This is a genomic window from Serratia proteamaculans (assembly GCF_946227095.1).
Lineage (GTDB): Bacteria > Pseudomonadota > Gammaproteobacteria > Enterobacterales > Enterobacteriaceae > Serratia > Serratia proteamaculans_E.
The window spans coordinates 384,087-405,237 of record NZ_CAMISV010000001.1 but is presented as its reverse complement, the minus strand read 5'-3'; the positions used below and the strand labels follow the sequence as shown (position 1 = coordinate 405,237).

Below are 21,151 nucleotides of genomic sequence, written 5' to 3'. Positions count from 1 at the left end.
CTACATCTCCAGAAAGTTTTTCAACAGTTGCGCACCGGCCGCGCCAGATCGCTCTGGATGAAATTGCACGCCGAAGAAATTGTCTTTTTGCACGGCGGCGGTGAAGGGCTCGCCGTAGTTCGCCTGGGCGATGGTGCTTGGGCATATCGGCATCGCATAGCTGTGAACAAAGTAGAAGTAGGCACCGTCCTCGATGCCGCGGAACAGGTGATGACCCGCCTGGGCAGACACCTGATTCCAGCCCATGTGCGGCAACGGCAGGCCGAAGTCGGTCATCTGGGTTACCGGAGTATCAATAATGCCCAGCGTGTCGATGCCGCCGTTCTCTTCACTGCTCTTGGCCAACAACTGCATACCGAGGCAAATCCCCAGCACCGGCTGGGTACAGGCCTTGATCAGCTCAATCAGCTCACGCTGTTGCAACTGGTCCATTGCCGCCTGCGCGGTGCCAACGCCCGGCAGGAACAGCTTGTCGGCGCGCAGGACGATCTCCGGGTCACGGCTTACCTCCGGCTGATAGCCCAGACGCTGCACCGCGTAGGTGACAGAGGCGAGGTTGGCGCAGCCGGTGTCCAGAATCACCACGTCCATCACAGCACTCCTTTCGAGCTCGGGAGGGTGTTGCCCTCAACGCGGATCGCCTGGCGCAGCGTGCGGCCAAACACTTTAAACAGGCTTTCGACACGGTGGTGGTCGTTTTTACCCTTGGTTTTCAGATGCAGGGTGCAGCCCATGGTGTAGGACAGCGAACGGAAGAAGTGCTCGACCATTTCGGTGCTCAGATCGCCGACGCGCTGATAGTTGAATTCTGCTTTGTATTCCAGGTGCGGACGGCCGGAGATATCCAGCGCGCAGCGCGCCAGGCACTCGTCCATCGGCAGCACAAAGCCGAAGCGTGCGATGCCGCGTTTGTCGCCCAGTGCCTTGTTCAGCGCTTCGCCCAGGGCCAGACCCGTGTCTTCCACCGTGTGGTGATCGTCGATATACAGATCGCCTTTCACGTTGATGTCCATGCGGAAGCCGCCGTGGGTGGCAATCTGATCCAGCATGTGATCGAAGAAGCCCACGCCGGTCTTGATCTTGCTGCCGCCTTCGCGATCCAGCCAGACGTTGACGTCGATCTGCGTTTCTTTGGTCACGCGGTTAACCTGCGCATGGCGATCGCGCTGGGTCAGTTGGCGCGTAATTTCTTTCCAGCCCAGGGTGTCGCGCTGATAGCGCAGCCCCTGAATACCCATGTTATCCGCCAGTTGCACATCGGTCGGACGGTCGCCGATCACGTAACTGTGAACGGTATCCATCACGCCGGGCTCCAGATAGCCTTTGACCAGCGCGGTCTTCGGCTTGCGGCAGTCGCAGTTGTCCGCCGGCAGGTGCGGGCAGATCAGGATATCTTCAAAGTGGATGCCCTGAGAGCTGAGGATCTGCATCATCAGGTCGTGCGGCGGATCAAAGGTTTCCTGCGGGAAACTGGCGGTGCCGAGGCCATCCTGATTGGTGATCATCACCAGTTGATAACCCGCCTGCTGCAAACTCAGCAGGCAAGGGATCACGTCCGGCTCCAGCGCCAGCTTGTCCAGGCGATCGACCTGGAAGTCTTCCGGCGGTTCAGCAATCAGCGTGCCGTCACGGTCAATAAAGAGGAATTTCTGGCTCACATTGGCTCCTGGCGAGTCTCGGTTGCACCGGGCAGGGTAGACAGCGCGTCAACTACACGCTGGCATTCGTCACGGGTACCTATGGTGATGCGCAGGCAGCCGGACAACCCAGGTTGTTTATTTTGGTCTCTTAAGATAATGCCCTGATCCCATAAGGTTTTAAACACATTACTGGAGGCAGTGAATCGTGCCAGCAGGTAATTGCTGTCACTGGTGAAAACCTGTTCAACGCAGGCACAGTTTTGCAGCGCCTGCTGCAACCAGCTGCGGTTGGCGGCAATCTCGGTAACCCGTTGACGCATCACGCGGATCCCTTCGGTACTGAGCGCCTGAGCAGCGATATCGGCGACCGGGGTGGACAGCGGATAAGGGGCGATCACCTTCAGCAGCAGGGCGATCAGTTCTTCGTTACCGAGGGTAAAACCACAGCGTAACCCGGCCAGCGCAAAGGCTTTGGACAGGGTGCGCAGCACCGCCAGATGCGGGTAGTCGTTCAGCCAGCCGGCTACGCTTGCCTGCGGGCAGAATTCGATATAGGCCTCGTCAACCACAACGATCGCCTTGCCTTTGGCCATTTCCAGCACGGCGCGCAGATCGTTGGTATCGATCAGGTTGCCGGTCGGGTTGTTTGGGCTGCAGACGTAAATCAGCTTCACGTTGTCCAGGCTGTCGGCGATGGCCGGTAAATCCAGCTGCCAGTCCTGTTTGGCCGCCACGGTACGGCGCTCTACGCCAAAGGTTTCTGCGCTGACGGCATACATGCCGTAGGTCGGCGGGCAGAACAGGATGGCGTCTTTGCCTGGCTCACAGAATGCGCGGATCAGCAGTTCGATGCCTTCGTCCGCACCGCGGCTGACCAGCACCTGCTCCTTCTTAACCCCGGCGTAATCGGCGTAGCGTTCGATCACCAGCGCCGGCTGGCATTCCGGGTAACGGTTAAAGGTTTGAGCGGTCAGTTGGAACTCGGGGGCAATCGGGTATTCGTTGGCGTTCAGCCACACGTCGCCGTTGCCGCCCAGGCGGCGGGCCGACTGATAAGGGGTCAGATCGCGAACGTTGGTGCGTGCCAGATTTTCAATGCTCATGCTTGCTCCTTCAGGGCGGCAACGCGCAGGGTCACGGCGTTTTTGTGGGCAATCAACTGCTCGGCGGCGGCCAGGATTTCAATGGTGGCGGCCAGATTCATAAAGCCCTGCGGCGTCAGCTCTTGCACCGTCATGCGCTTTTGGAAATCCGCCAGGCCCAGGCTGGAACAGGTGGCGGTATAACCGTAGGTCGGCAACACGTGGTTGGTGCCGGACGCATAATCACCGGCAGACTCCGGCGACCAGTCGCCAAGAAACACCGAACCGGCACTGGTGATGCTATCGACCAGCTCACGGGCATTGCGGGTCTGAATGATCAGGTGCTCCGGGCCGTACTGGTTGCTGATGGCCACGCATTCGGTCAAATCTTTGGCGACGATCAGTCGGCTGCTGGCCAGCGCCTGACGGGCGGTTTCGGCGCGTGGCAACTGTGCCAGTTGCTGCTCTACCGCTTCGGCTACCGCCTGTGCCATGGCGGCGTCCGGCGTCAACAGGATCACCTGCGAGTCCGGGCCGTGTTCTGCCTGCGACAGCAGATCCGAGGCGACGAATGCCGGAGTGGCACCGGCGTCGGCGATAACCAGCACTTCGGAAGGGCCGGCCGGCATGTCGATGGCCGCACCGTCCAGTCGTTGGCTGATTTGGCGTTTGGCTTCGGTGACAAAGGCATTGCCCGGCCCGAAGATTTTTGCCACGCGCGGTACGGAGTCGGTGCCGAATGCCATGGCGGCAATTGCCTGTGCACCGCCAACCTGAAACACCTCTTTTACACCGCACAGTTGCGCGGCATACAGAATTTCATCGGCAATCGGTGGCGGTGAACACAGCACCACGCGACGGCAACCGGCGATGCGTGCCGGTGTTGCCAGCATCAGCACGGTAGAAAACAGCGGTGCGGAGCCACCGGGAATATACAGCCCGACCGAATCGATCGGGCGGGTTATCTGCTGGCAACGCACACCCGGCTGGGTTTCCACATCGACCGGCGGCAGCTGTTGCGCATTGTGGAAGGTTTCCACATTGGCAACGGCCACGGCCATGGCCTGCTTGATCTCATCACCCAGACGAGCGCTGGCGGCGGCTATCTGTTCGGCGGTGACGCGCAGCGCGCCAACCTCGGTTTTATCAAATTTGGCGCTGTAATCGCGCAGCGCCTGATCGCCATTGGCCTTCACGTTGTCGAGGATTTCGCTCACCGTGCGGGTGATGCTGTCCGAGGCGGAGATCGCCGGACGCATCAGCAGTGCTGTGCGCTGTTCGGCGCTGCAGTCTGCCCAGTTGACCAGAGTATTGAAGTTCGACATGGCCTTACTCCATCATCTTCTCAATGGGTAACACCAGAATTGAGCTGGCACCGAGCGCTTTCAGTTTTTCCATGGTTTCCCAGAACAGGGTTTCGCTACTGACCATGTGCATGGCTACGCGGTTCTGTGCGCCGGCCAGCGGCAGAATGGTAGGGCGTTCGGCACCCGGCAGCAGCGCGACGATTTCGTCCAGACGCTCGCTTGGCGCGTGCAGCATGATGTACTTGGATTCACGCGCCTGGATCACGCCCTGAATACGGGTCATCAGGCGGTCGATCAGTTGTTGTTTGGCTTCCGGCATTTCGCCGTCGCGTTGGATCAGGCAGGCTTTCGAGCGGTAAATCACTTCCACTTCACGTAACCCGTTGGCTTCCAGCGTAGCGCCGGTGGAAACCAGGTCGCAGATGGCGTCGGCCAGACCGGCACGTGGTGCCACTTCAACCGAGCCGTTCAACAGGCAGGATTTGAAGCGCACGCCCTGTTTGTCGAGGTATTGCTTCAGCAGGTGCGGGTAAGAGGTGGCGATGCGGGCGTCTTGCAGGCTTTGCGGGCCGGTGTATTCACTGTCGAGTGAAGTGGCCAGCGACAGGCGGCAGCCGCCGAAGTCCAGGCGGCGCAGGGTGAAGTAGCGTGGGTCTTCGCCCTGGGCGCGGCGGTTGAGCAGCTCTTCTTCCAACACGTTCTCACCGATAATGCCCAGGTCGACCACGCCGTCCATCACCAGGCCCGGGATATCGTCATCGCGCACGCGCAGGATATCAATCGGCATATTCTCCGCGAAGGCGATCAGGCGTTGTTGCTGCAGGTTGATTTTGATACCGCAGCGCGCCAGCAGCTCCTGTGATTCATCACTCAGGCGGCCCGATTTCTGCATTGCTATCCGTAAACGTGTTTTATCCAGCATGGTAACCTCTGTTTAATCTGTAATTTTATGAATTTATTATGAAAATTATTTTGTCTGTCTGTCCGGAGCCAAAAAAAAACCCTCGGAAGAAATCTTCCGAGGGCTCTCTCTTGCATTCTGCGCGCCACTGGAAGATTAACTAACCGTCTTCCAGCACACATCGCCTGAAAGACTAGTCAGGGTGATGGTGATGATGGTGGCTGAACTGAATGCGTGTCATGGTGTGTTCTCTGTATAAAGTCGCTACAAACTCAATTGCTAATTAACCTAAACTATCCGCCGTCTGTCGCGCAACTCTTTTTTGTCGTCATAAATTTAATTTATTGAAACAGGTTGAGTTATTAGCTGGACGCGACTTTACCTAAGCTTAAGGTCGGTGGATTGAATCACTACGCCGACTGGCGTAGCCTTAATGGGCAAAGCGCTGCAGTCTTCAAGAGAGGAAGATCATGAAAAAGGTAGCCATTATTGGCCTGGGTTGGTTGGGTATGCCGCTGGCTCTGTCGCTGATGAGCCGTGGATTTGACGTCGTTGGCAGTAAAACCACGCCGGACGGCGTCGAGGCCGCACGGATGAGCGGGATTGAATGCTATCAGTTGGAAATGACGCCGGAACTGATTTGCGAACCGGAGGATCTGGAGGCGCTGTTACGTGTCGATGCGCTGGTGGTGACGTTACCCGCTCGCCGTACCGTCGAAGGCAGTGAAAACTATTTTAATGCGGTACGCATGCTGGTGGACAGCGCGATGGCCTTCGGCGTGCCGCGTATCCTGTTTACCAGTTCAACCTCGGTGTACGGTGAAACCACCGGCACGGTGCGCGAAGACTCGCCGCTGAAGCCGGTTTCGCCTTCGGGGCAGGTGCTGGCAGAGCTGGAGCGTTGGCTGCATGAGCTGCCGAACACCTCGGTGGATATTTTGCGTCTGGCAGGGCTGGTGGGAGCCGATCGTCATCCTGGCCGTTTCCTGGCCGGTAAAGTTGACGTTAAAGGCGGTTCGCAAGGGGTCAATCTGGTGCATCAGGACGACGTGATCGGCGCGATCCAACTGCTGCTGAAATTGCCGAAAGGCGGCCATGTTTATAACCTGTGTGCGCCGGCCCATCCGACCAAACGCGACTTCTATCCGGCGTTGGCAGAACAGTTAAATCTGGCGCCCCCACAGTTCGCTGCCGAAGCTGAGCAGGGCGGGCGGCTGGTGGACGGCAGCCGTATCTGCAATGAACTGGGATTTGAATATCAATACCCGGATCCGGCGCGTATGCCGGTCAACTAAGCGTTTGAACATGCCCTGCCAAGTGCGGGGCATTTTTTTATGCTGTTCGCACACGGGCTACAGCAACGCCATGGCGGCCGAAGCTTCTCCGGCGCGCTGCAAATCCTCCAGCAATGCGCTCAGCGCCTCCTTCGGCAAACCGGGTCGGGTCACCAGACTCAATGCCGCCTGATAAGACAGCGCCTGTCCACCTAACTGTTTCAATGCGCCTTGTTCTACCCAGCGCGCGGCGTAATGGGTGGGCAGGTAACCGAGATACTCGCCGCTGAGCACCAGATGGGCGACGCCTTCCATATGATGGGCAACGGCACCGAGGTTTAGCGGCGACAGTGGGCAGAGTTGCTGCGCCAGCAGGTAGCCGCGTTTGACCCAGCGCGCATTTTCAATCTGTTCACGCCCCGGCTGCTCCAGCGCAAACAACGGGTGATCGCTGCTGCAATAGACCGCCTGCGTCTCTTCTATCCAGGGCTGATACTGCAGCTCGTCCAACTGCTGGCCAAAATAACCGATACCCACATCGAGCTGTTGATTCAGCAACCCCTGTTCCAGTTCGCCGGGGGCGCAAATTCGGCACTGCAACTGCACATCCTGATGCCGGCGTTGAAACTGTTTGATGGCTCGGCTGAAGGGATTGCCCGGCAGCGACACCAAATTATCCACCAGGCCAATCTGCAGATCGCCGGTCAACAGGCCGTTCAGCGACTGACTGACGCGGGTAAAGTCACGCGCAGCGTTGAACAGGGTGCGGCAGGCGATCAGCATGCGTTCGCCTTTCGGGGTCAGCATAAAACCGGAACGGCCACGCTGACACAGGCGAAACCCCAGCCGGGTCTCCAGCGTGGCGAGATGGGTGCTGATGGTCGACTGATTCATCAACAGCGTTTCCTGGGCCGCGCTGACGCCCTGGGCTTCGGCAACGGCGACGAATACCCGCAGCAGCCGCAGATCGATATCGCTTAGGTTGGTGAGCATCCTTTTCTCCACAGTAATTGCCAGTTGTTAACCATTTCATAACATCACCGGGAGGGTTCGGTGGCCGTGAACTGCCATTTTATGGCATAAGTTCAAAATAAAAACCAATGGCTCAAGGTGTTACAAAACATTGGCATTTTCAATACTTACATCCCAAAGATGGAATGGTAGCCCTGTCAGGTGGCGAGGTAGCCTGTAATTGTTATCCAAATGTTGAAACTCACCAGCACCCGAACAAGGAAAGCCCATGTTGAATCAACCCCAAAGTGGCAACGATATGCCGCGTTTTGCCGGTATCCCGACCATGATGCGCCTGCCCGTCGCCGATGATGCACGGGGACTGGATGCCGCCTTCGTCGGTATCCCCCTCGATATTGGTACTTCAAATCGCAGCGGTACGCGTTATGGACCGCGGCAAATCCGGCAAGAGTCGGTGATGATCCGCCCTTACAACATGGGCATCGCCGCCGCGCCTTTTGAACGATTACAGGTTGCCGACTTGGGGGATGTGGCCATAAATCCTTACAGCCTGGAGGACAGCGTCCGCCGCATTGAGCTGGCCTATAACGGCATTTTGGCCCACGGCTGCATCCCACTGACGTTAGGAGGCGATCACACACTGACGCTGCCTGTCCTGCGTGCCATGGCCAGCCGATATGGCCCGGTCGGCTTGATTCACGTAGATGCCCACTCCGACACCAACGACGAGATGTTTGGTGAAAAATTGGCGCACGGCACCACTTTCCGACGTGCTTTTGAAGAGGGGCTATTGCAGCCACAACGCGTCATTCAGATTGGTCTGCGCGGCAGCGGTTATGAGGCCGATGACTTCGACTGGTCCAGCAAACAGGGATTTCGCGTAGTACCGGCGGAAGCCTGCTGGTATCGCTCATTGGCACCGTTGATGGCAGAAGTGCGTGAACAGATGGGCAACGCACCGGTATACCTTAGCTTCGACATCGACGGTCTGGATCCGGCTTTTGCACCGGGCACCGGCACACCGGAAGTCGGTGGGCTGTCGGTTTGGCAGGGCCTGGAGATCGTCAGAGGCTGCCGGGGGCTGAATCTGGTCGGCAGCGACGTGGTGGAGGTTTCGCCGCCTTACGATCGTTCCGGCAATACCGCGTTGCTGGCGGCCAACCTGCTGTTTGAAATGCTGTGCGTGCTGCCTGAGCGATAAGGCCTCGCCATACCCTGACCGGCGGAGCCGTTGCGCCAGAGACCGAATAATAACAAGCATGCGGAGTGACTGATGAATCTCGACCTGCTGGTAGTGGTGTTTTACTTTTTGGTGATAGGGGCGGTGGGCTGGCTTGGCGTTCGCCGGGCTACCACCAAAGAAGATTATCTGGTGGCCGGCCGCAATCTGGGGCCCTGTTTGTACCTGGGCACGCTGTCCGCCGTGGTGTTGGGGGGCGCGTCAACCATTGGCAGCGTCAAGCTGGGTTACACCTACGGTATCTCGGGGGTGTGGCTGTGCGGGGCGCTGGGCGCGGGGATTGTGGTGTTGAGCATGGTGTTGGCCAAACCGCTGCTCAAGCTAAAGCTCTACACCGTCAGTCAGGTGCTGGCACGGCGCTATCATCCGGCGGCCAGAGTCACCAGCGGTGCCATTATGCTGGCTTATGATTTGATGGTGGCGGTCACCTCGATTATCGCCATCGGCAGCGTGATGCAGGTGATGTTTGATCTGTCGTTCACCGTTTCAATTTTGCTCGGCGGCGGTTTGGTGGTGCTTTATTCCACGCTGGGCGGCATGTGGTCACTGACGCTGACCGACATCATCCAGTTTATTATTATGACCGTCGGCATGATGCTGGTATTGATGCCGATGAGCATCGTCAAGGCCGGTGGCTGGGCGGTGTTCAGCAGCCAACTGCCGGACAGCTACTACCAGCTGTCGTCAATCGGACTGGATACCATCCTGGTATTCTTCCTGATCTACTTCTTCGGCATTCTGATCGGTCAGGATATCTGGCAGCGGGTATTTACCGCCCGCAGCACCAAAATTGCCCGTTACGCCGGGCTGGGGGCTGGGGTTTACTGCGTGCTGTATGGCGTGACCGGCGCTCTGATTGGCATGGCCGGTAAGCTGGTACTGCCGCAACTGAGTAATACCGATGGCGCTTTTGCCGCCATTGCTCAGGCGGTGTTACCGGCGGGTGTCAGCGGTTTGGTGGCGGCTGCCGCGTTGGCGGCGCTGATGTCGACGGCCAGCGCCTGTCTGTTGGCGTCCTCAACCATCGCGCTGGAAGACGTGCTGCCGGCGATCCGCAAGCGGCCCTCTGGTGGTTTGGCGGCCGGGCGATTCACGACACTGATCATGGGCTGCATTATGCTGGGGCTGGCGTTTGTGGTACGGGACGTGATGATGGCGCTGACGCTGGCTTATAACCTGCTGGTGGGCGGTATGCTAATCCCACTGATCGGCGCCATTTTCTGGCAGCGCGCCACCAGCACCGGGGCTATTGCCAGTATGCTGACCGGCAGCCTGTGCGTGCTGGGGTTAATGTATTACCAGGGCATTGAGGCCAACAGCCCGATCTACGGTGGCCTGCTGGCGGGCGGTGCAGCCTTTCTGATTGGCAGCCTGCTGACCCGACCCAGCCTGCAGCCGCAGGTTCAGCCCGAGTAATGGGTAAAATGGGGCTGTGACGTGCAGCCCCATCACCGGCTACAGCCAGCCGGATCTCTTCAGTTTTTGGTACAGGAAGAAGCAGCCGACGGCGGTGACCCCGAGAATGGTGTGATAGGCCCAGGGGAATTTCAGCTCCGGCATATTGGCAAAGTTCATGCCGTACAGGCTGAATATCACCGTAGGGATCGCCAGGATCGCCCCCCAGCCCGCCAGCCGTTTTACCACTTCGTTCTGTTTTACCGTGACCAGTGCCAGATTGACGTGCATGGCGTTGGTCAGCATTTCTCGCATATCGTCGATGTTACTGACCACCTGGCGAGCATGGTCCTGCACGTCGCGTACATAGGCGCGCAGCTCTTTTGGGATCACCTCTTCATGCAGGCGAATCAGCTGATTGCAGATTTCGTCCATCGGCATCGCCGCATTGCGTAGCGCCAGCAGATGGCGACGCAGGGTATAGACGTTCTCAATGGCGGCCTGATCAAACTCGGATTTGAACATGTTGGCTTCGATGGCTTCGATATCCGTCTCGAACTTTGCCACCACGGTGCGGTAGTTATCTACCACAAAGTCCATCACCGAATACAAGGCAAAACCCGGACCGCGGCACATTTGCTTGTGGTTTTCTTCAGCTTTGGCGCGGATCGGTGCATAGCTGGGTGAGTCACCGTGGCGTACCGTGACCAGAAAGTTTTTGCCGACAAAAAAGTGGGTTTCGCCGTACTCGACTTCGTCCTGGCCCCATTGCGCGGTTTTGACCACGATAAACAACGAATCGCCGTAGGCTTCAAGCTTTGGCCGCTGGTGGGCGCACAGGGCATCTTCAATCGCCAGATCGTGCAACCCAAATTCCTCTTGCACCTTGCGCATAAAGGCGTCCTCCGGCTGCCACAGCCCGAGCCAGACGAAGGTGTCCGGCTGTTTGACCACCTCACTGATATCATCAATGGTCACTTCGCCCAGCCGTTGACCGGCCTTGTATGCCACGCAATTCACAACCATGGTTGCGGTTTCCATCAAGCCACCTGCTATTCAATAAGAGTTTTGGTGAGAAAGTAACATTCGTGTTCTATCGGGTAATTCTGCAGCGTCATCTGCAAGCGGTAACCGAGTTTTTCATAGAACGGCCGCGCCTGAAAGCTGAAGGTTTCCAGGCGGGCATAACAGCAGCCGCGTGCAATGGCTTCCTGTTCGGCGGCCAGCAAGACTTTGCGTCCTGTTCCACAGCCACGCTGCGAGTCCGCCACCCACAACCAGTCAACACTCAGCCAGTTGCCCCAGGTCTCGCCGGTTAGCCCGGCAACTACCCGATCGGTCTTATCCTGGCTATAGACGGCAAGGGGTTTGCGTTGGGTAGGGTCGATATATGGGCTGTTGTGGGCCCGTAACCCCAAACGGATAGTGTTGAGGGTTTCCTCGTCAGGGGTTTCGGTGACGGTGATGCTCATGTTTCCTCCTTGGTGAACCCTTAACTTAAGCACAGTCCGTGGAAAAGGCAACATGTTGAAATTTAAAACAAACGTGGGAGTCATCCTACTGGGCTACACTAAGTGGGTCAGTTTCTGTCCAGGAGGACGCTATGCCCCGATTGAGCATGATGGCCGCTTTACTGATGTTCAGTGGTCTGTTGCACGCCGCGCCGACGGTCACGCAATTACAGGATAAATTGGAACACCCATGGTCGCTGGCGTTTTTGCCTGGCGATCGGGGAATGTTAATCACTGAAAAACCGGGCCGTCTGCGGCTATGGCAGCAAGATAAGGGACTGTCAGCGCCAATTGGCGGCGTGCCACAGGTGTATGCCCAGGGGCAGGGTGGCCTGCTGGAAGTGCTGTTGGCGCCGGATTTTGCCGACAGCAGGCGGGTTTACCTCAGCTTTGCCGAAGCGGGGGAAGATGGCAAGGCGGGGACCGCAGTGGGTTACGGGCAGCTAAGCGCCGACAGCCGGCGGCTGGAAAACTTCAGAGTGATTTTCCGTCAGCAGCCGAAGTTGTCGGTCGGTAATCACTTCGGTGGAAAGCTGGCGTTCGATCGTCAGGGATATCTGTTTATCGCACTGGGCGAAAATAACCAGCGGCCGACGGCGCAGGATCTGGACAAGCTGCAGGGCAAGATTGTGCGGTTAACCGCCGAGGGGGCCGTACCGCCGGATAATCCGTTTGTCGGTCAGGCCGGTAAGCGGCCAGAAATCTGGTCTTATGGCCAGCGCAATCCACAGGGATTGGCGCTGAATCCGTGGAGCGGTGCCATCTGGGAGCACGAACATGGTCCGCGCGGCGGGGATGAGATCAATATTCCTCAGGCCGGGAAAAACTACGGTTGGCCGATCGCCACCTATGGCATTAATTATTCCGGGTTGGCGATCCCGGAGGCTAAAGGGCAGAAAGTGGCCGGCACCGAACCGCCGCTGCATCATTGGCCGGTGTCGCCCGGTATCAGCGGCATGGCGTTCTATGATTCGCAACGCTTCCCTGCCTGGCGGCATTCGCTGTTTATTGGCGCGTTGGCGCAAAGAGAGTTAATCCGCCTGACGCTGGACGGTAATAAAATTGTGGGGGAAGAACGGCTGCTGGCCGATCAAGGCGAGCGCATTCGCGAAGTGCGCACCGGACCTGATGGTTATCTTTACCTGCTGACGGATGAGAGTGACGGTAAGCTGCTGAAGGTCGGGGCGTCGTAAAAAAATGCCCCGGGAGGGGCGCAGAAAAATCAGGTTAACTCACTCATCACACCCTGCTGATAAGCGGGGCGTGTGGTTAACTGCTGGTACCAGCGCTCCATGTTCGGACGGGGTTGGCGCTTAATCGGCATTGAGAACCAGGCGTAAGCAAAGCTGCCGAGTGGGATGTCACCGATACCGAACGACTCGCCGGAAAGGTAAGGCTGGCGGCCCAGGGTTTCTTCCACAATGTCGAAGTGTTTTTCCAGCGTGGCGATCGCCGCTTCAATCTTGGCCATGTCGCGCAGTTCTGGCTTGGTACGCACCAGGCCCCAGAACACCACGCTAAAATGGCTGACGATGGTAGCGGTGGTCCAGTCCATCCATTTTTCAGCGCTGGCGCGTGCCTGCAGATCTTGCGGGTAGAACGGTTCACTACCAAATTTCGCCGCCAGATAACGCACTATGGTGTTGGATTCCCACAGCACGAAGTCACCGTCCTGCAGTAACGGCACCAGGCCGTTCGGGTTTAATGAACGGTAGAGCTCGTCGTTCACCTTGCCGAATGCGCCACCGGCATTGATATGGCTGTAGTTCAGCTCCAGCTCTGCGGCGCACCACAGCACTTTCCTGACATTGTTCGAATTTTCACGACCCCAAATGGTCAGCATAGAACGCCTCTTTATACGGATACGGGTGAATTAACCCAAGCTGTTATTCGTACGCCACAATTCAGCGGTTGTCACACCGGAAGGCATTTTTTGCCGACCGGATTGTCATTTAGCGCTCCCAGCGGCAAATCTCCCAACCCTTTTCGACTGCCAGCGCATTGAGCTCCGTGTCCGGGTTGATCACCGTGGCGCTGTCGACATATTCCAGCATCGCCTTGTCGTTGAGGGAATCGCTGTAGCCATGGCTGTGTTCAAAGCTTAGCTCTGGGTGTTCGGCCAGCCACTTTTTCAGGCGGATCACCTTGCCCTGCTGGTAGGTCATGGTGCCGTAAGTGTTGCCGGTGAAGCGGCCGTCTTGCACTTCAACACCAATCGCCAGCGCGCCGTCGGCACCCAGTTGTGCGGCTATTGGCGCAACCAGATGTTCGCCCGTGGCGGAAATAACCAGAATGCAGTCGCCGCGTTCACGGTGCCATAGCAGGCGTTCACGGGCGGCGGGGTAGACGCGTGGCAGAATATCGCGGCGGATATAACGCTGCACCCAACCGGCCACCGTCTGGGTGCTCAGACCGGCCAGCGGGGCCAGTGTGGCCTGCATGTAATCCTCCATCGACAGCTTGCCCTGATAATAGAACTGCATCAGTTGCTGTTCCTGCTGTTCCAGTTCCGCCGGCGCAAACCCCTCGGTGACTAACCAGCGCATCCACAGGCTGGCGCTGTCATCATCAATCAGGGTTTCATCCAGGTCGAATAAGGCTAAATCCATCAGTATTTCTCCGGCAGGCAGGGAGTGAAATGGGGGTGTATACAGAATAGCGGATAGCGTAAGCCGCCAGCCAGTGGCGACGAACAAATTGCGCAGAGCATAAGAAACATTGATGACAGTTTTGCGACACTTTGTTGAAGCTTTGCATAACTTAGAACGCAACAATATTGGCTGGCATCGCTGGCGGGGTGGTAACTATAGGGACCATGCACTGGCCATCCAGGAGTTAAAGATGCTGATAATTCGCCTTTATAGCGGCCCGGTTTTTATCGGGGATGAAGAGGAACAGGATAATGACACCACCACTGACGCTGAAGACGCTGCCGCTGCTGGATCTTTCGCAGCTTGACGGCGACGCGCGGCAGCGGCAGGCATTCCTTGATGGGCTGCGTGCGGCAGCGCGTGACGCAGGTTTTTTCTATCTGCGCGGACACGGCGTAGATAGCAGGTTGAATGCTCAATTGCAGCAGTATGCCAGGCAATTTTTTGCCCTGCCGGAAGCCGATAAGCTGGCGGTGCAGATGGTACATTCGCCGCACTTTCGCGGTTATAACCGTGCAGCGGCCGAACTAACACGCGGGCAGCCGGACTGGCGTGAGCAGTTTGATATCGGCGCGGAACGTCCTGCGCTGCAACTGGCCAATGAGACCCCGCGTTGGGCGCGTTTACAGGGGCCGAATCAATGGCCTGATGCACTGCCCGAACTGAAGCCGCTGTTGTTGCAGTGGCAGCAGGCGATGACCGCCATGTCGCTGCGTCTGTTGCGCGCTTTTGCCCTGGCACTTTCTTTACCGGAGCAGGCATTTGATGCGCTCTACGGCGACAAACCCAATGAACATATCAAACTGATCCGTTATCCGGGGCGTGAGGCGACCGCCAGCGGGCAGGGGGTGGGTGCCCATAAAGACTCGGGATTTCTCAGCTTTCTGTTGCAGGACCAGCAAAAGGGTCTGCAGGTTGAAATTGACGAAGGGCGATGGATTGACGCCGAACCGCTTGAAGACAGCTTTGTGGTGAATATCGGTGAGCTGCTGGAGCTGGCAACCAACGGCTATCTGCGTGCCACGGTGCATCGGGTAGAGACACCGCCTGCGGGCAGCGACCGCTTGTCGATTGCCTTCTTCCTCGGGGCACGGTTGGATGCGGTGGTGCCGCTGTATCAATTGCCTGAAAATCTGGCTACCGAGGCGCACGGACCGGCCAGCGATCCGCATAATCCGCTGTTGCGTGAGGTGGGCTTTAACTACCTGAAGGGACGCATTCGCTCTCATCCCGACGTGGCGCAGCGCTATTATCAGGATGTTATTGGTGCCGGAATTTGAAAAACAAAAGGGTCCGAATTCAGACGACTGATAATGTCGGTTATTAGGGAGAGCGTGCCGAAGGGGTCGTAGCAGCTTTAGCTGCCGGAGTGCCCCTCGGTGCGCTAGGCCCGGGTATCTCAAACTGAAAGGCAACTGAAAAAGGTCTGGCACCTAGCCAGGCCTTCTCATTTTAACCCGAGGGCTGCGATTATTCCGCCAGCGCTTGCTGCAGATCGGCGATCAGATCTTCCGCATCCTCAATGCCCACCGACAGGCGCAGCAACTGCGGCGTGATGCCGGTTTTCAGCCGTTGCTCCAGCGGGATTGACGCATGGGTCATGCTGAATGGCTGGCTGATCAGACTTTCCACACCGCCCAGACTTTCTGCCAGGGTGAACAGCTGAGAACGCTTGATCACCCGACGGGCAAAGGCATCATCACCTTTCAGCCGCACTGAAATCATGCCGCCAAAGCTGCTCATCTGCTTTGCCGCCAACCCATGCTGCGGGTGGCTCGGCAGGCCCGGATAGTAGACGTCTTCTACCTGCGGTTGGCTTTCCAGCCACTGGGCGATACGCAGGGCACTGTTACTGTGACGCTCCATGCGCAGCGCCAGCGTGCGGATGCCGCGCAGCGTCAGGAAGCTGCTGAACGGATCGAGAATGCCACCTACCGCGTTTTGTAAAAAGCCCAACTGTTCGGCCAACTCCGGGTTATTCCCTACTGCGGCCACGCCGGCCACCACGTCGGAATGTCCGTTGAGGTATTTGGTGGCCGAATGCACCACCACGTCAAAGCCGAGCTCCAGCGGACGTTGAATATAAGGCGAGGCGAAGGTGTTGTCCGCCACGCTGATCAAACCGTGTTTTTTGGCGATCGCACTCAGATCCGCCAGTTTCAACAGCGGGTTGGTCGGCGTTTCTACCCAGATCATTTTGGTATCCGGTTCGATCGCCTGCTCCAGCGCGGCAATGTCCGCCGGGGAAACATAGGTGACCCGCAGGCCAGCAGTGCGACTACGCACTTTTTCCAACAACCGATAGGTCCCGCCGTACAGATCGTCAACCGCCACCAGATGGCTGCCCTGGTCGAGCAGCTCCAGCACCGTTGAACAGGCCGCCAGGCCAGAGGCAAAGGCGTACCCGCGGCTGCCGCCTTCCAGTTCGGCGATGGCGCTCTCCAGTGCGGTGCGCGTCGGGTTGGCGCTGCGCGAATATTCATAGCCGGTATGCTCGCCCGGCGCCGGTTGGGCGTAGGTGGAGGTGGCGTAAATGGCCGGCATCACTGCGCCGGTAGCGTCCGGCGTGTAGCCGGCATGGACGGTCAACGTATCAAACTTGGCCATACAATTTTCCTTATTTATTAGCGTAATTTCTGGCGCCAGGCGTTAAGCACGTCGGTGCGGGTAATCAGACCGAGGAAGCGCTCGCCGTCGAGCACCACCGCCACGTGGCCGTGATTGAAGGTGGCGAGCAAATCCTGATAGCTGGCTTCTTTTTGCAAGGTTTTGACCGAATGGGTCATGGCGCGGGAGGCCGGCAGGCTGAAGTGGCTGGCGTCCGCCTGCACGGCGTTCAGCAAATCCCACTCGTCGATCAGGCCGATTACCCGATCGCCCTCCAGCACCGGTAACTGTGAAATGTCATACAGCCGCATGCGGGCATGGACGATCGCCAGGGTATCTTCCGAAGCCACCGACACCGCAGCGCCTTCGTCATGACGGTAGGCGATCAGATCGCGCAGGTCACCGTGCTGTGGCTTGCTCAGCAGGCCCTGTTCCAGCATCCAGTGATCGTTATACATTTTAGACAGGTATTTATTGCCGCTGTCGCAGACGAAGGTGACCACGCGTTTTGGTTCGGTCTGCGCCTGGCAATAGCGAAGCGCGGCAGCCAGTAGGGTGCCGGTGGATGAACCGGCCAATACGCCTTCTTTACGCAACAAATCGCGCGCGGTGGTAAAGGCCTCGGCATCCCCGATGCGGTAGGCGTTACGCACCTGATTGAAGTCGCTTAGCGGCGGGACGAAATCTTCGCCAATACCTTCTACCAGCCAACTGCCAGCCTCACCTATCTGGCCGTTATCGAGATAGTCCGCCAGGATCGAACCGGCAGGGTCAGCCAAAACAAACTCGGTCTGTGGCGATACCTCGGCGAAATAGTGGCTCAGACCGCCCAGCGTGCCGCCAGAACCGACGCCGACCACGATGGCGTCGACCTGATGCTCCATCTGCTGCCACAGCTCCGGCGCAGTGGTGCGGGTATGGGCCGCCGGGTTGGCCGGGTTATTAAACTGATCGATATAGAAAGCGCCGGGGGTCTCACTCGCCAGACGTTGGGCATAATCCTGATAGTAAGCCGGGTGGCCTTTGCCCACATCGGAGCGGGTCAGTACCACTTCCACACCCAGTGCGCGCAGATGGAAAATCTTCTCGCGGCTCATCTTGTCCGGTACCACCAGCAACAGCTTATACCCCTTCAGGGCCGCCACCAGTGCCAGCCCGAGGCCGGTATTGCCGGCGGTGGCTTCAATGATGGTACCGCCGGGCTGCAGGCTGCCGTCACGTTCTGCCTGTTCGATCATCGAGAGTGCCACGCGGTCTTTGATTGAGCCGCCGGGATTTTGATTCTCAAGTTTGATGAACAGCCGGCAGGGGCCGGTATCGAACTGGGTCAGTTCCAGCATCGGGGTGTTGCCGATCATATCGATGACGGAATGCGGTATGGCCATGAAGGATCTCCAGAATAATTCGGTTTAAACGCCGTTATCCGGATGATAGCGCTGCCAATAAGCTCATTAAAAAGAACAAATAACCGTTCAATATGCCTTTTTGGAATATATTAATCTTATTTAGACGTATGGAGACACAGATGTACAGCGGTTTGGATGTTTGGCCGTGTAGCCGTGGACAGTATAAAAAATCCACGTACGGCTGGCTTTTCAGCCAAATTGCGCGTAACAGCGTACAGTTATGTAAAAATGCTGAAAATTCACGCTAAACCCTGCAAAAATAAGATGAATCTAATAAACTCACAGCAAGGGCATTTTCGGTGCGCTGCTCACTCGTTCTGGGGCCGCAGGGGGATTGCGGTTGGCAAACGCGTGCCGGGCCACTCTCGCTGGTTGGCTGAAAACGTGAATATGTTTGAAAGTTAACGCTATTTCAATGATTTGAATGGACACTCTGGCGACGTCATGATGAAAAGAAACTTACCTACCACCCTGAAAAAATTAACTTTTAGCGTCAGCATACTGTTGCTGGCTGTCCCTGTTGTTCAGGCGGCTGAAGCGCCGGTAGCGCCACAGGTGGACGCCAAGGCCTATGTGCTGATGGATTACAACAGCGGTAAAATCCTGGCGGAGGGCAATGCCGATACCCGACTCGATCCCGCCAGCCTGACCAAGATCATGTCCAGCTATGTGATCGGCCAGGCGATCAAGGCCGGCAAGATCAAGCCAGAAGATATGGTGACCGTCGGTAAAGACGCATGGGCTACCGGCAACCCGGCGCTGCGCGGTTCCTCGCTGATGTTTATCAAGCCGGGCGATCAGGTGCCGGTGATGGAACTGAACAAGGGCATCGTCATTCAGTCGGGTAACGACGCCAGCATCGCCTTGGCCGATTATGTCGCGGGCAGTCAGGATTCGTTTGTCGGCCTGATGAACAACTACGCCAAATCGCTGGGCCTGCAGAATACTCATTTCCTGACGGTGCACGGTCTGGATGCGGAAGGGCAGTACAGTACCGCACGCGATATGGCACTGCTCAGCCAGGCGCTGATCCGCGATGTGCCGGATGAGTACGCGCTGCACAAAGAAAAAGAGTTCACCTTCAACAAGATCCGCCAGGTTAACCGCAACCGTCTGTTGTGGAGCACCAACCTGAGCGTTGACGGTATCAAAACCGGTTACACCGGCGGTGCCGGCCATAACCTGGTGGCCTCTGCCACTGACGGGCCGATGCGTTTGATTTCGGTGGTGTTGGGCGCGCCGAGCGACCGTATCCGCTTTAGCGAAAGCGAAAAACTGCTGACCTGGGGCTTCCGCTTTTACGAAACCGCCACGCCAATCAAAACCGACAAGCCGTTCGTGACCCAGAAAGTGTGGTTTGGCGACGTTGGCGAAGTGCCATTGGGCGTAGCGAAAGACGCCGCTGTCACCATCCCGAAAGGGCAGATGAAAAACCTGAAGGCCAGTTACAAGCTGAACCAGCCAACGCTGGAAGCGCCGTTAGCGAAAAATCAGGTAGTCGGCACCATTGATTTCCAGCTCGACGGTAAAACCATTGAGCAGTATCCGCTGGTGGCGATGCAGGAAGTGAAAGAAGGGAACTTCTTTAGCCGTATCTGGGACATGGTGATGATGAAGCTGACCCAGTGGTTCGGTAGCGTGTTCGGTTAAGAACAACAGCAATAAGCTTTAAGACGAGGGCACAGTCCACAGGATTGCGCCCTCTTTTTTTATCAGTTACAGGCCACAACCTTGATCGCCAACCCGCCTTGCGAGGTCTCGCGGTACTTGGCGTTCATGTCCTTGCCCGTCTCATACATGGTTTCGATCACCTTATCCAGGCATACGCGCGGCTCACTGGTACGACGCAGCGCCATGCGTGCGGCATTGACCGCCTTCACTGCGGAAATCGCGTTACGCTCGATACAGGGCACCTGAACCTGACCGGCCAGCGGATCGCAGGTCAGCCCCAGGTGGTGCTCCATGGCGATTTCCGCCGCAATGCAAACCTGTGCCGGGCTGCCGCCCATCAATTCTGCCAGCCCTGCCGCTGCCATTGAGCAGGCGACGCCCACTTCGCCCTGACAGCCCACTTCGGCACCGGAAATCGAAGCGTTCATCTTATACAACGCACCGATCACGCCGGACGTCAGGAAATAACGGCTGTAGGAATTCGGGTTGACCGGACGAATAAACTGGTCGTAATAGGCCAGCACCGCCGGGATGATGCCACAGGCACCGTTGGTCGGGGCGGTCACCACGCGGCCACCTGCAGCGTTCTCTTCGTTAACGGCGAAGGCGAACATGTTGATCCAGTCGACGACGTTCATCGGATCAATATTGTTCTTGTCACCGGTCACCAGCAGGCGGCGCAGAGCGGCGGCACGGCGCTGAACTTTCATCGGGCCGGGCAACAGGCCCTCGGTGTTCATGCCACGTTCGATACCAGCGCGCATTACCTGCCAAACGTCGGCGAAGTGTGCGTCGATCTCGGCCTTGCTGTGCAGCGCCAATTCGTTTTGCATCACCAGACCGGACAGCGACAGGCCGGCGTCTTTGCAGTGTTGCTGCAAGTCACGCGCCGAGTTGAACGGGAAGGGCACCTGAATCGGGTTGGCTGCGGCCAGGCCGAAATTTTCTTCATCGACGATAAAACCGCCGCCGGTAGAGTAATAAGTTTTGCTGTGCAGCTGCTGTTCACCGGCGAAGGCGCTGATGCGCATGCCGTTTTCATGCAGTGGCAGATTATCCTTGCTGAAGTTCATGCTGGTCTGCAGCGGGAAATCCACCTCGTGGTGACCCTTGGCCAGCAGCAGCCGACCGCGTTGTTCAACGTCGCGGATAAAACCGGCAATGCCGTCGATATCTACGTCGTGCGGCAGGTTACCCGCCAACCCCATGATAATCGCGATATCGGTGTGGTGACCTTTGCCGGTCAGCGACAGCGAACCGTAGACGTCCACCACCACACGAGTGGTATCCATTAACTGCTGGTTGGCAATCAATTCATCGACAAACAGCTTGCCGGCTTTCATCGGGCCGACGGTGTGGGAACTGGATGGACCAATACCAATTTTGAAAATATCGAAAACGCTGACCATGGTCTCGCCTCCTTCTTCAGGTGTTAGGCGTTAATGCAGGAAAGGGAGGGCCGTGCAGAGAAGCCGGCGCAGGTGCGCCGGCTGG

Annotated in this window: 21 protein-coding genes and 1 other annotated feature; of the genes, 7 read left to right on the top strand and 14 right to left on the bottom strand. The window is 57.6% G+C overall.

The features are described 5' to 3' along the window. The 6 genes from hisH to hisL form a co-directional block, all read right to left on the bottom strand. On the bottom strand, positions 1-591 hold the full coding sequence (gene hisH / locus OC597_RS02070; RefSeq protein ID WP_099064154.1) for an imidazole glycerol phosphate synthase subunit HisH: 591 nt from the start codon (positions 589-591) through the stop codon (positions 1-3). Continuing rightward, on the bottom strand, positions 591-1,658 hold the full coding sequence (gene hisB / locus OC597_RS02065) for a bifunctional histidinol-phosphatase/imidazoleglycerol-phosphate dehydratase HisB (RefSeq protein WP_261252533.1): 1,068 nt from the start codon (positions 1,656-1,658) through the stop codon (positions 591-593). The genes hisH and hisB overlap by 1 nt, the downstream gene beginning before the upstream one ends. Continuing rightward, entirely contained in the window at positions 1,655-2,743 is a 1,089-nt protein-coding gene (gene hisC / locus OC597_RS02060) for a histidinol-phosphate transaminase (RefSeq protein WP_262207197.1), read from the bottom strand. The genes hisB and hisC overlap by 4 nt, the downstream gene beginning before the upstream one ends. Next, positions 2,740-4,047, bottom strand: a complete 1,308-nt coding sequence (gene hisD / locus OC597_RS02055; protein ID WP_261252547.1) for a histidinol dehydrogenase — start codon at positions 4,045-4,047, stop codon at positions 2,740-2,742. Before hisD ends, hisC begins: the two co-directional genes overlap by 4 nt. 4 nt (positions 4,048-4,051) lie before the next feature. After that, on the bottom strand, positions 4,052-4,951 hold the full coding sequence (hisG, locus tag OC597_RS02050) for an ATP phosphoribosyltransferase (RefSeq protein WP_085115991.1): 900 nt from the start codon (positions 4,949-4,951) through the stop codon (positions 4,052-4,054). Positions 4,952-5,021: 70 nt separating this feature from the next. Then, positions 5,022-5,148, bottom strand: a sequence feature (His leader region). Then, a complete protein-coding gene (gene hisL / locus OC597_RS02045) occupies positions 5,124-5,171 on the bottom strand; it encodes a his operon leader peptide (RefSeq protein ID WP_101495319.1) in 48 nt (15 codons plus the stop codon). It overlaps the preceding feature by 25 nt. Positions 5,172-5,400: 229 nt before the next feature. Here hisL and OC597_RS02040 point away from each other — a divergent pair, with 229 nt between their 5' ends. Beyond that, complete coding sequence (locus OC597_RS02040; RefSeq protein ID WP_261284081.1) at positions 5,401-6,225, top strand: SDR family oxidoreductase; 825 nt, start codon at positions 5,401-5,403, stop codon at positions 6,223-6,225. A 57-nt stretch (positions 6,226-6,282) separates the two neighbouring features. On the opposite strand, the gene OC597_RS02035 is transcribed toward OC597_RS02040, so the two are convergent. Beyond that, on the bottom strand, positions 6,283-7,197 hold the full coding sequence (locus OC597_RS02035; protein WP_262207195.1) for a LysR family transcriptional regulator: 915 nt from the start codon (positions 7,195-7,197) through the stop codon (positions 6,283-6,285). A 247-nt stretch (positions 7,198-7,444) separates the two neighbouring features. Between OC597_RS02035 and speB the strand changes: the two genes are divergently transcribed. Continuing rightward, positions 7,445-8,377: an agmatinase gene (gene speB, locus OC597_RS02030; RefSeq protein ID WP_262207194.1), complete on the top strand. Its 933-nt coding sequence runs from the start codon at positions 7,445-7,447 to the stop codon at positions 8,375-8,377. A 72-nt stretch (positions 8,378-8,449) separates the two neighbouring features. Further along, positions 8,450-9,832 carry a sodium:solute symporter family protein gene (locus OC597_RS02025; protein WP_261252566.1) on the top strand — a complete coding sequence of 461 codons (1,383 nt, stop codon included), beginning with the start codon at positions 8,450-8,452 and terminating at the stop codon, positions 9,830-9,832. Between the two features lie 39 nt (positions 9,833-9,871). On the opposite strand, the gene corA is transcribed toward OC597_RS02025, so the two are convergent. Together corA and OC597_RS02015 are read right to left on the bottom strand one after the other, a co-directional pair. Then, positions 9,872-10,852 (bottom strand): magnesium/cobalt transporter CorA, encoded by a 981-nt coding sequence (corA, locus tag OC597_RS02020; RefSeq protein WP_261284087.1) that lies wholly within the window; start codon positions 10,850-10,852, stop codon positions 9,872-9,874. A gap of 11 nt (positions 10,853-10,863) precedes the next feature. Continuing rightward, positions 10,864-11,283 carry a GNAT family N-acetyltransferase gene (locus tag OC597_RS02015; protein ID WP_262207192.1) on the bottom strand — a complete coding sequence of 140 codons (420 nt, stop codon included), beginning with the start codon at positions 11,281-11,283 and terminating at the stop codon, positions 10,864-10,866. A 131-nt stretch (positions 11,284-11,414) separates the two neighbouring features. On the opposite strand from OC597_RS02015, the gene OC597_RS02010 reads away from it, so the two are divergent. Continuing rightward, positions 11,415-12,515 carry a PQQ-dependent sugar dehydrogenase gene (locus OC597_RS02010; RefSeq protein ID WP_314733023.1) on the top strand — a complete coding sequence of 367 codons (1,101 nt, stop codon included), beginning with the start codon at positions 11,415-11,417 and terminating at the stop codon, positions 12,513-12,515. 29 nt (positions 12,516-12,544) lie between these two features. Here the strand turns inward: OC597_RS02010 and OC597_RS02005 are convergent, their stop codons facing one another. Continuing rightward, positions 12,545-13,165 carry a glutathione S-transferase family protein gene (locus OC597_RS02005; RefSeq protein ID WP_261252575.1) on the bottom strand — a complete coding sequence of 207 codons (621 nt, stop codon included), beginning with the start codon at positions 13,163-13,165 and terminating at the stop codon, positions 12,545-12,547. 109 nt (positions 13,166-13,274) lie between these two features. Further along, the gene (locus OC597_RS02000) at positions 13,275-13,931 is read right to left on the bottom strand and encodes an HAD family hydrolase (protein WP_176980011.1); all 657 of its coding nucleotides are present in this window, start codon (positions 13,929-13,931) and stop codon (positions 13,275-13,277) included. Between the two features lie 112 nt (positions 13,932-14,043). Here OC597_RS02000 and OC597_RS01995 point away from each other — a divergent pair, with 112 nt between their 5' ends. Further along, positions 14,044-14,280, top strand: coding sequence for a hypothetical protein (locus OC597_RS01995; protein ID WP_262207191.1), 237 nt, complete (start codon positions 14,044-14,046; stop codon positions 14,278-14,280). Continuing rightward, positions 14,225-15,253, top strand: coding sequence for an isopenicillin N synthase family dioxygenase (locus tag OC597_RS01990; protein WP_262207189.1), 1,029 nt, complete (start codon positions 14,225-14,227; stop codon positions 15,251-15,253). Before OC597_RS01995 ends, OC597_RS01990 begins: the two co-directional genes overlap by 56 nt. A gap of 190 nt (positions 15,254-15,443) precedes the next feature. Here OC597_RS01990 and OC597_RS01985 read toward each other — a convergent pair whose 3' ends face one another. Then, entirely contained in the window at positions 15,444-16,580 is a 1,137-nt protein-coding gene (locus OC597_RS01985; RefSeq protein WP_262207187.1) for a trans-sulfuration enzyme family protein, read from the bottom strand. Between the two features lie 17 nt (positions 16,581-16,597). Further along, positions 16,598-17,965: a pyridoxal-phosphate dependent enzyme gene (locus OC597_RS01980; protein ID WP_261252601.1), complete on the bottom strand. Its 1,368-nt coding sequence runs from the start codon at positions 17,963-17,965 to the stop codon at positions 16,598-16,600. Positions 17,966-18,430: 465 nt separating this feature from the next. Here OC597_RS01980 and OC597_RS01975 point away from each other — a divergent pair, with 465 nt between their 5' ends. Next, a complete protein-coding gene (locus OC597_RS01975; protein WP_261252604.1) occupies positions 18,431-19,636 on the top strand; it encodes a serine hydrolase in 1,206 nt (401 codons plus the stop codon). Between the two features lie 62 nt (positions 19,637-19,698). Here the strand turns inward: OC597_RS01975 and OC597_RS01970 are convergent, their stop codons facing one another. Further along, positions 19,699-21,066: an L-serine ammonia-lyase gene (locus OC597_RS01970; protein WP_261424507.1), complete on the bottom strand. Its 1,368-nt coding sequence runs from the start codon at positions 21,064-21,066 to the stop codon at positions 19,699-19,701. Positions 21,067-21,151: the final 85 nt, after the last annotated feature.

Bases quoted from the DNA above. Each gene is read 5' to 3' on its own strand.
- hisH (WP_099064154.1), bottom strand. From the start codon at position 591: ATGGACGTGGTGATTCTGGACACCGGCTGCGCCAACCTCGCCTCTGTC.
- hisC (WP_262207197.1), bottom strand. From the start codon at position 2,743: ATGAGCATTGAAAATCTGGCACGCACCAACGTTCGCGATCTGACCCCT.
- hisD (WP_261252547.1), bottom strand. From the start codon at position 4,047: ATGTCGAACTTCAATACTCTGGTCAACTGGGCAGACTGCAGCGCCGAA.
- hisG (WP_085115991.1), bottom strand. From the start codon at position 4,951: ATGCTGGATAAAACACGTTTACGGATAGCAATGCAGAAATCGGGCCGC.
- OC597_RS02040 (WP_261284081.1), top strand. From the start codon at position 5,401: ATGAAAAAGGTAGCCATTATTGGCCTGGGTTGGTTGGGTATGCCGCTG.
- OC597_RS02035 (WP_262207195.1), bottom strand. From the start codon at position 7,197: ATGCTCACCAACCTAAGCGATATCGATCTGCGGCTGCTGCGGGTATTC.
- speB (WP_262207194.1), top strand. From the start codon at position 7,445: ATGTTGAATCAACCCCAAAGTGGCAACGATATGCCGCGTTTTGCCGGT.
- OC597_RS02025 (WP_261252566.1), top strand. From the start codon at position 8,450: ATGAATCTCGACCTGCTGGTAGTGGTGTTTTACTTTTTGGTGATAGGG.
- corA (WP_261284087.1), bottom strand. From the start codon at position 10,852: ATGGAAACCGCAACCATGGTTGTGAATTGCGTGGCATACAAGGCCGGT.
- OC597_RS02015 (WP_262207192.1), bottom strand. From the start codon at position 11,283: ATGAGCATCACCGTCACCGAAACCCCTGACGAGGAAACCCTCAACACT.
- OC597_RS02010 (WP_314733023.1), top strand. From the start codon at position 11,415: ATGCCCCGATTGAGCATGATGGCCGCTTTACTGATGTTCAGTGGTCTG.
- OC597_RS02005 (WP_261252575.1), bottom strand. From the start codon at position 13,165: ATGCTGACCATTTGGGGTCGTGAAAATTCGAACAATGTCAGGAAAGTG.
- OC597_RS02000 (WP_176980011.1), bottom strand. From the start codon at position 13,931: ATGGATTTAGCCTTATTCGACCTGGATGAAACCCTGATTGATGATGAC.
- OC597_RS01995 (WP_262207191.1), top strand. From the start codon at position 14,044: ATGACAGTTTTGCGACACTTTGTTGAAGCTTTGCATAACTTAGAACGC.
- OC597_RS01990 (WP_262207189.1), top strand. From the start codon at position 14,225: ATGACACCACCACTGACGCTGAAGACGCTGCCGCTGCTGGATCTTTCG.
- OC597_RS01985 (WP_262207187.1), bottom strand. From the start codon at position 16,580: ATGGCCAAGTTTGATACGTTGACCGTCCATGCCGGCTACACGCCGGAC.
- OC597_RS01980 (WP_261252601.1), bottom strand. From the start codon at position 17,965: ATGGCCATACCGCATTCCGTCATCGATATGATCGGCAACACCCCGATG.
- OC597_RS01975 (WP_261252604.1), top strand. From the start codon at position 18,431: ATGATGAAAAGAAACTTACCTACCACCCTGAAAAAATTAACTTTTAGC.
- OC597_RS01970 (WP_261424507.1), bottom strand. From the start codon at position 21,066: ATGGTCAGCGTTTTCGATATTTTCAAAATTGGTATTGGTCCATCCAGT.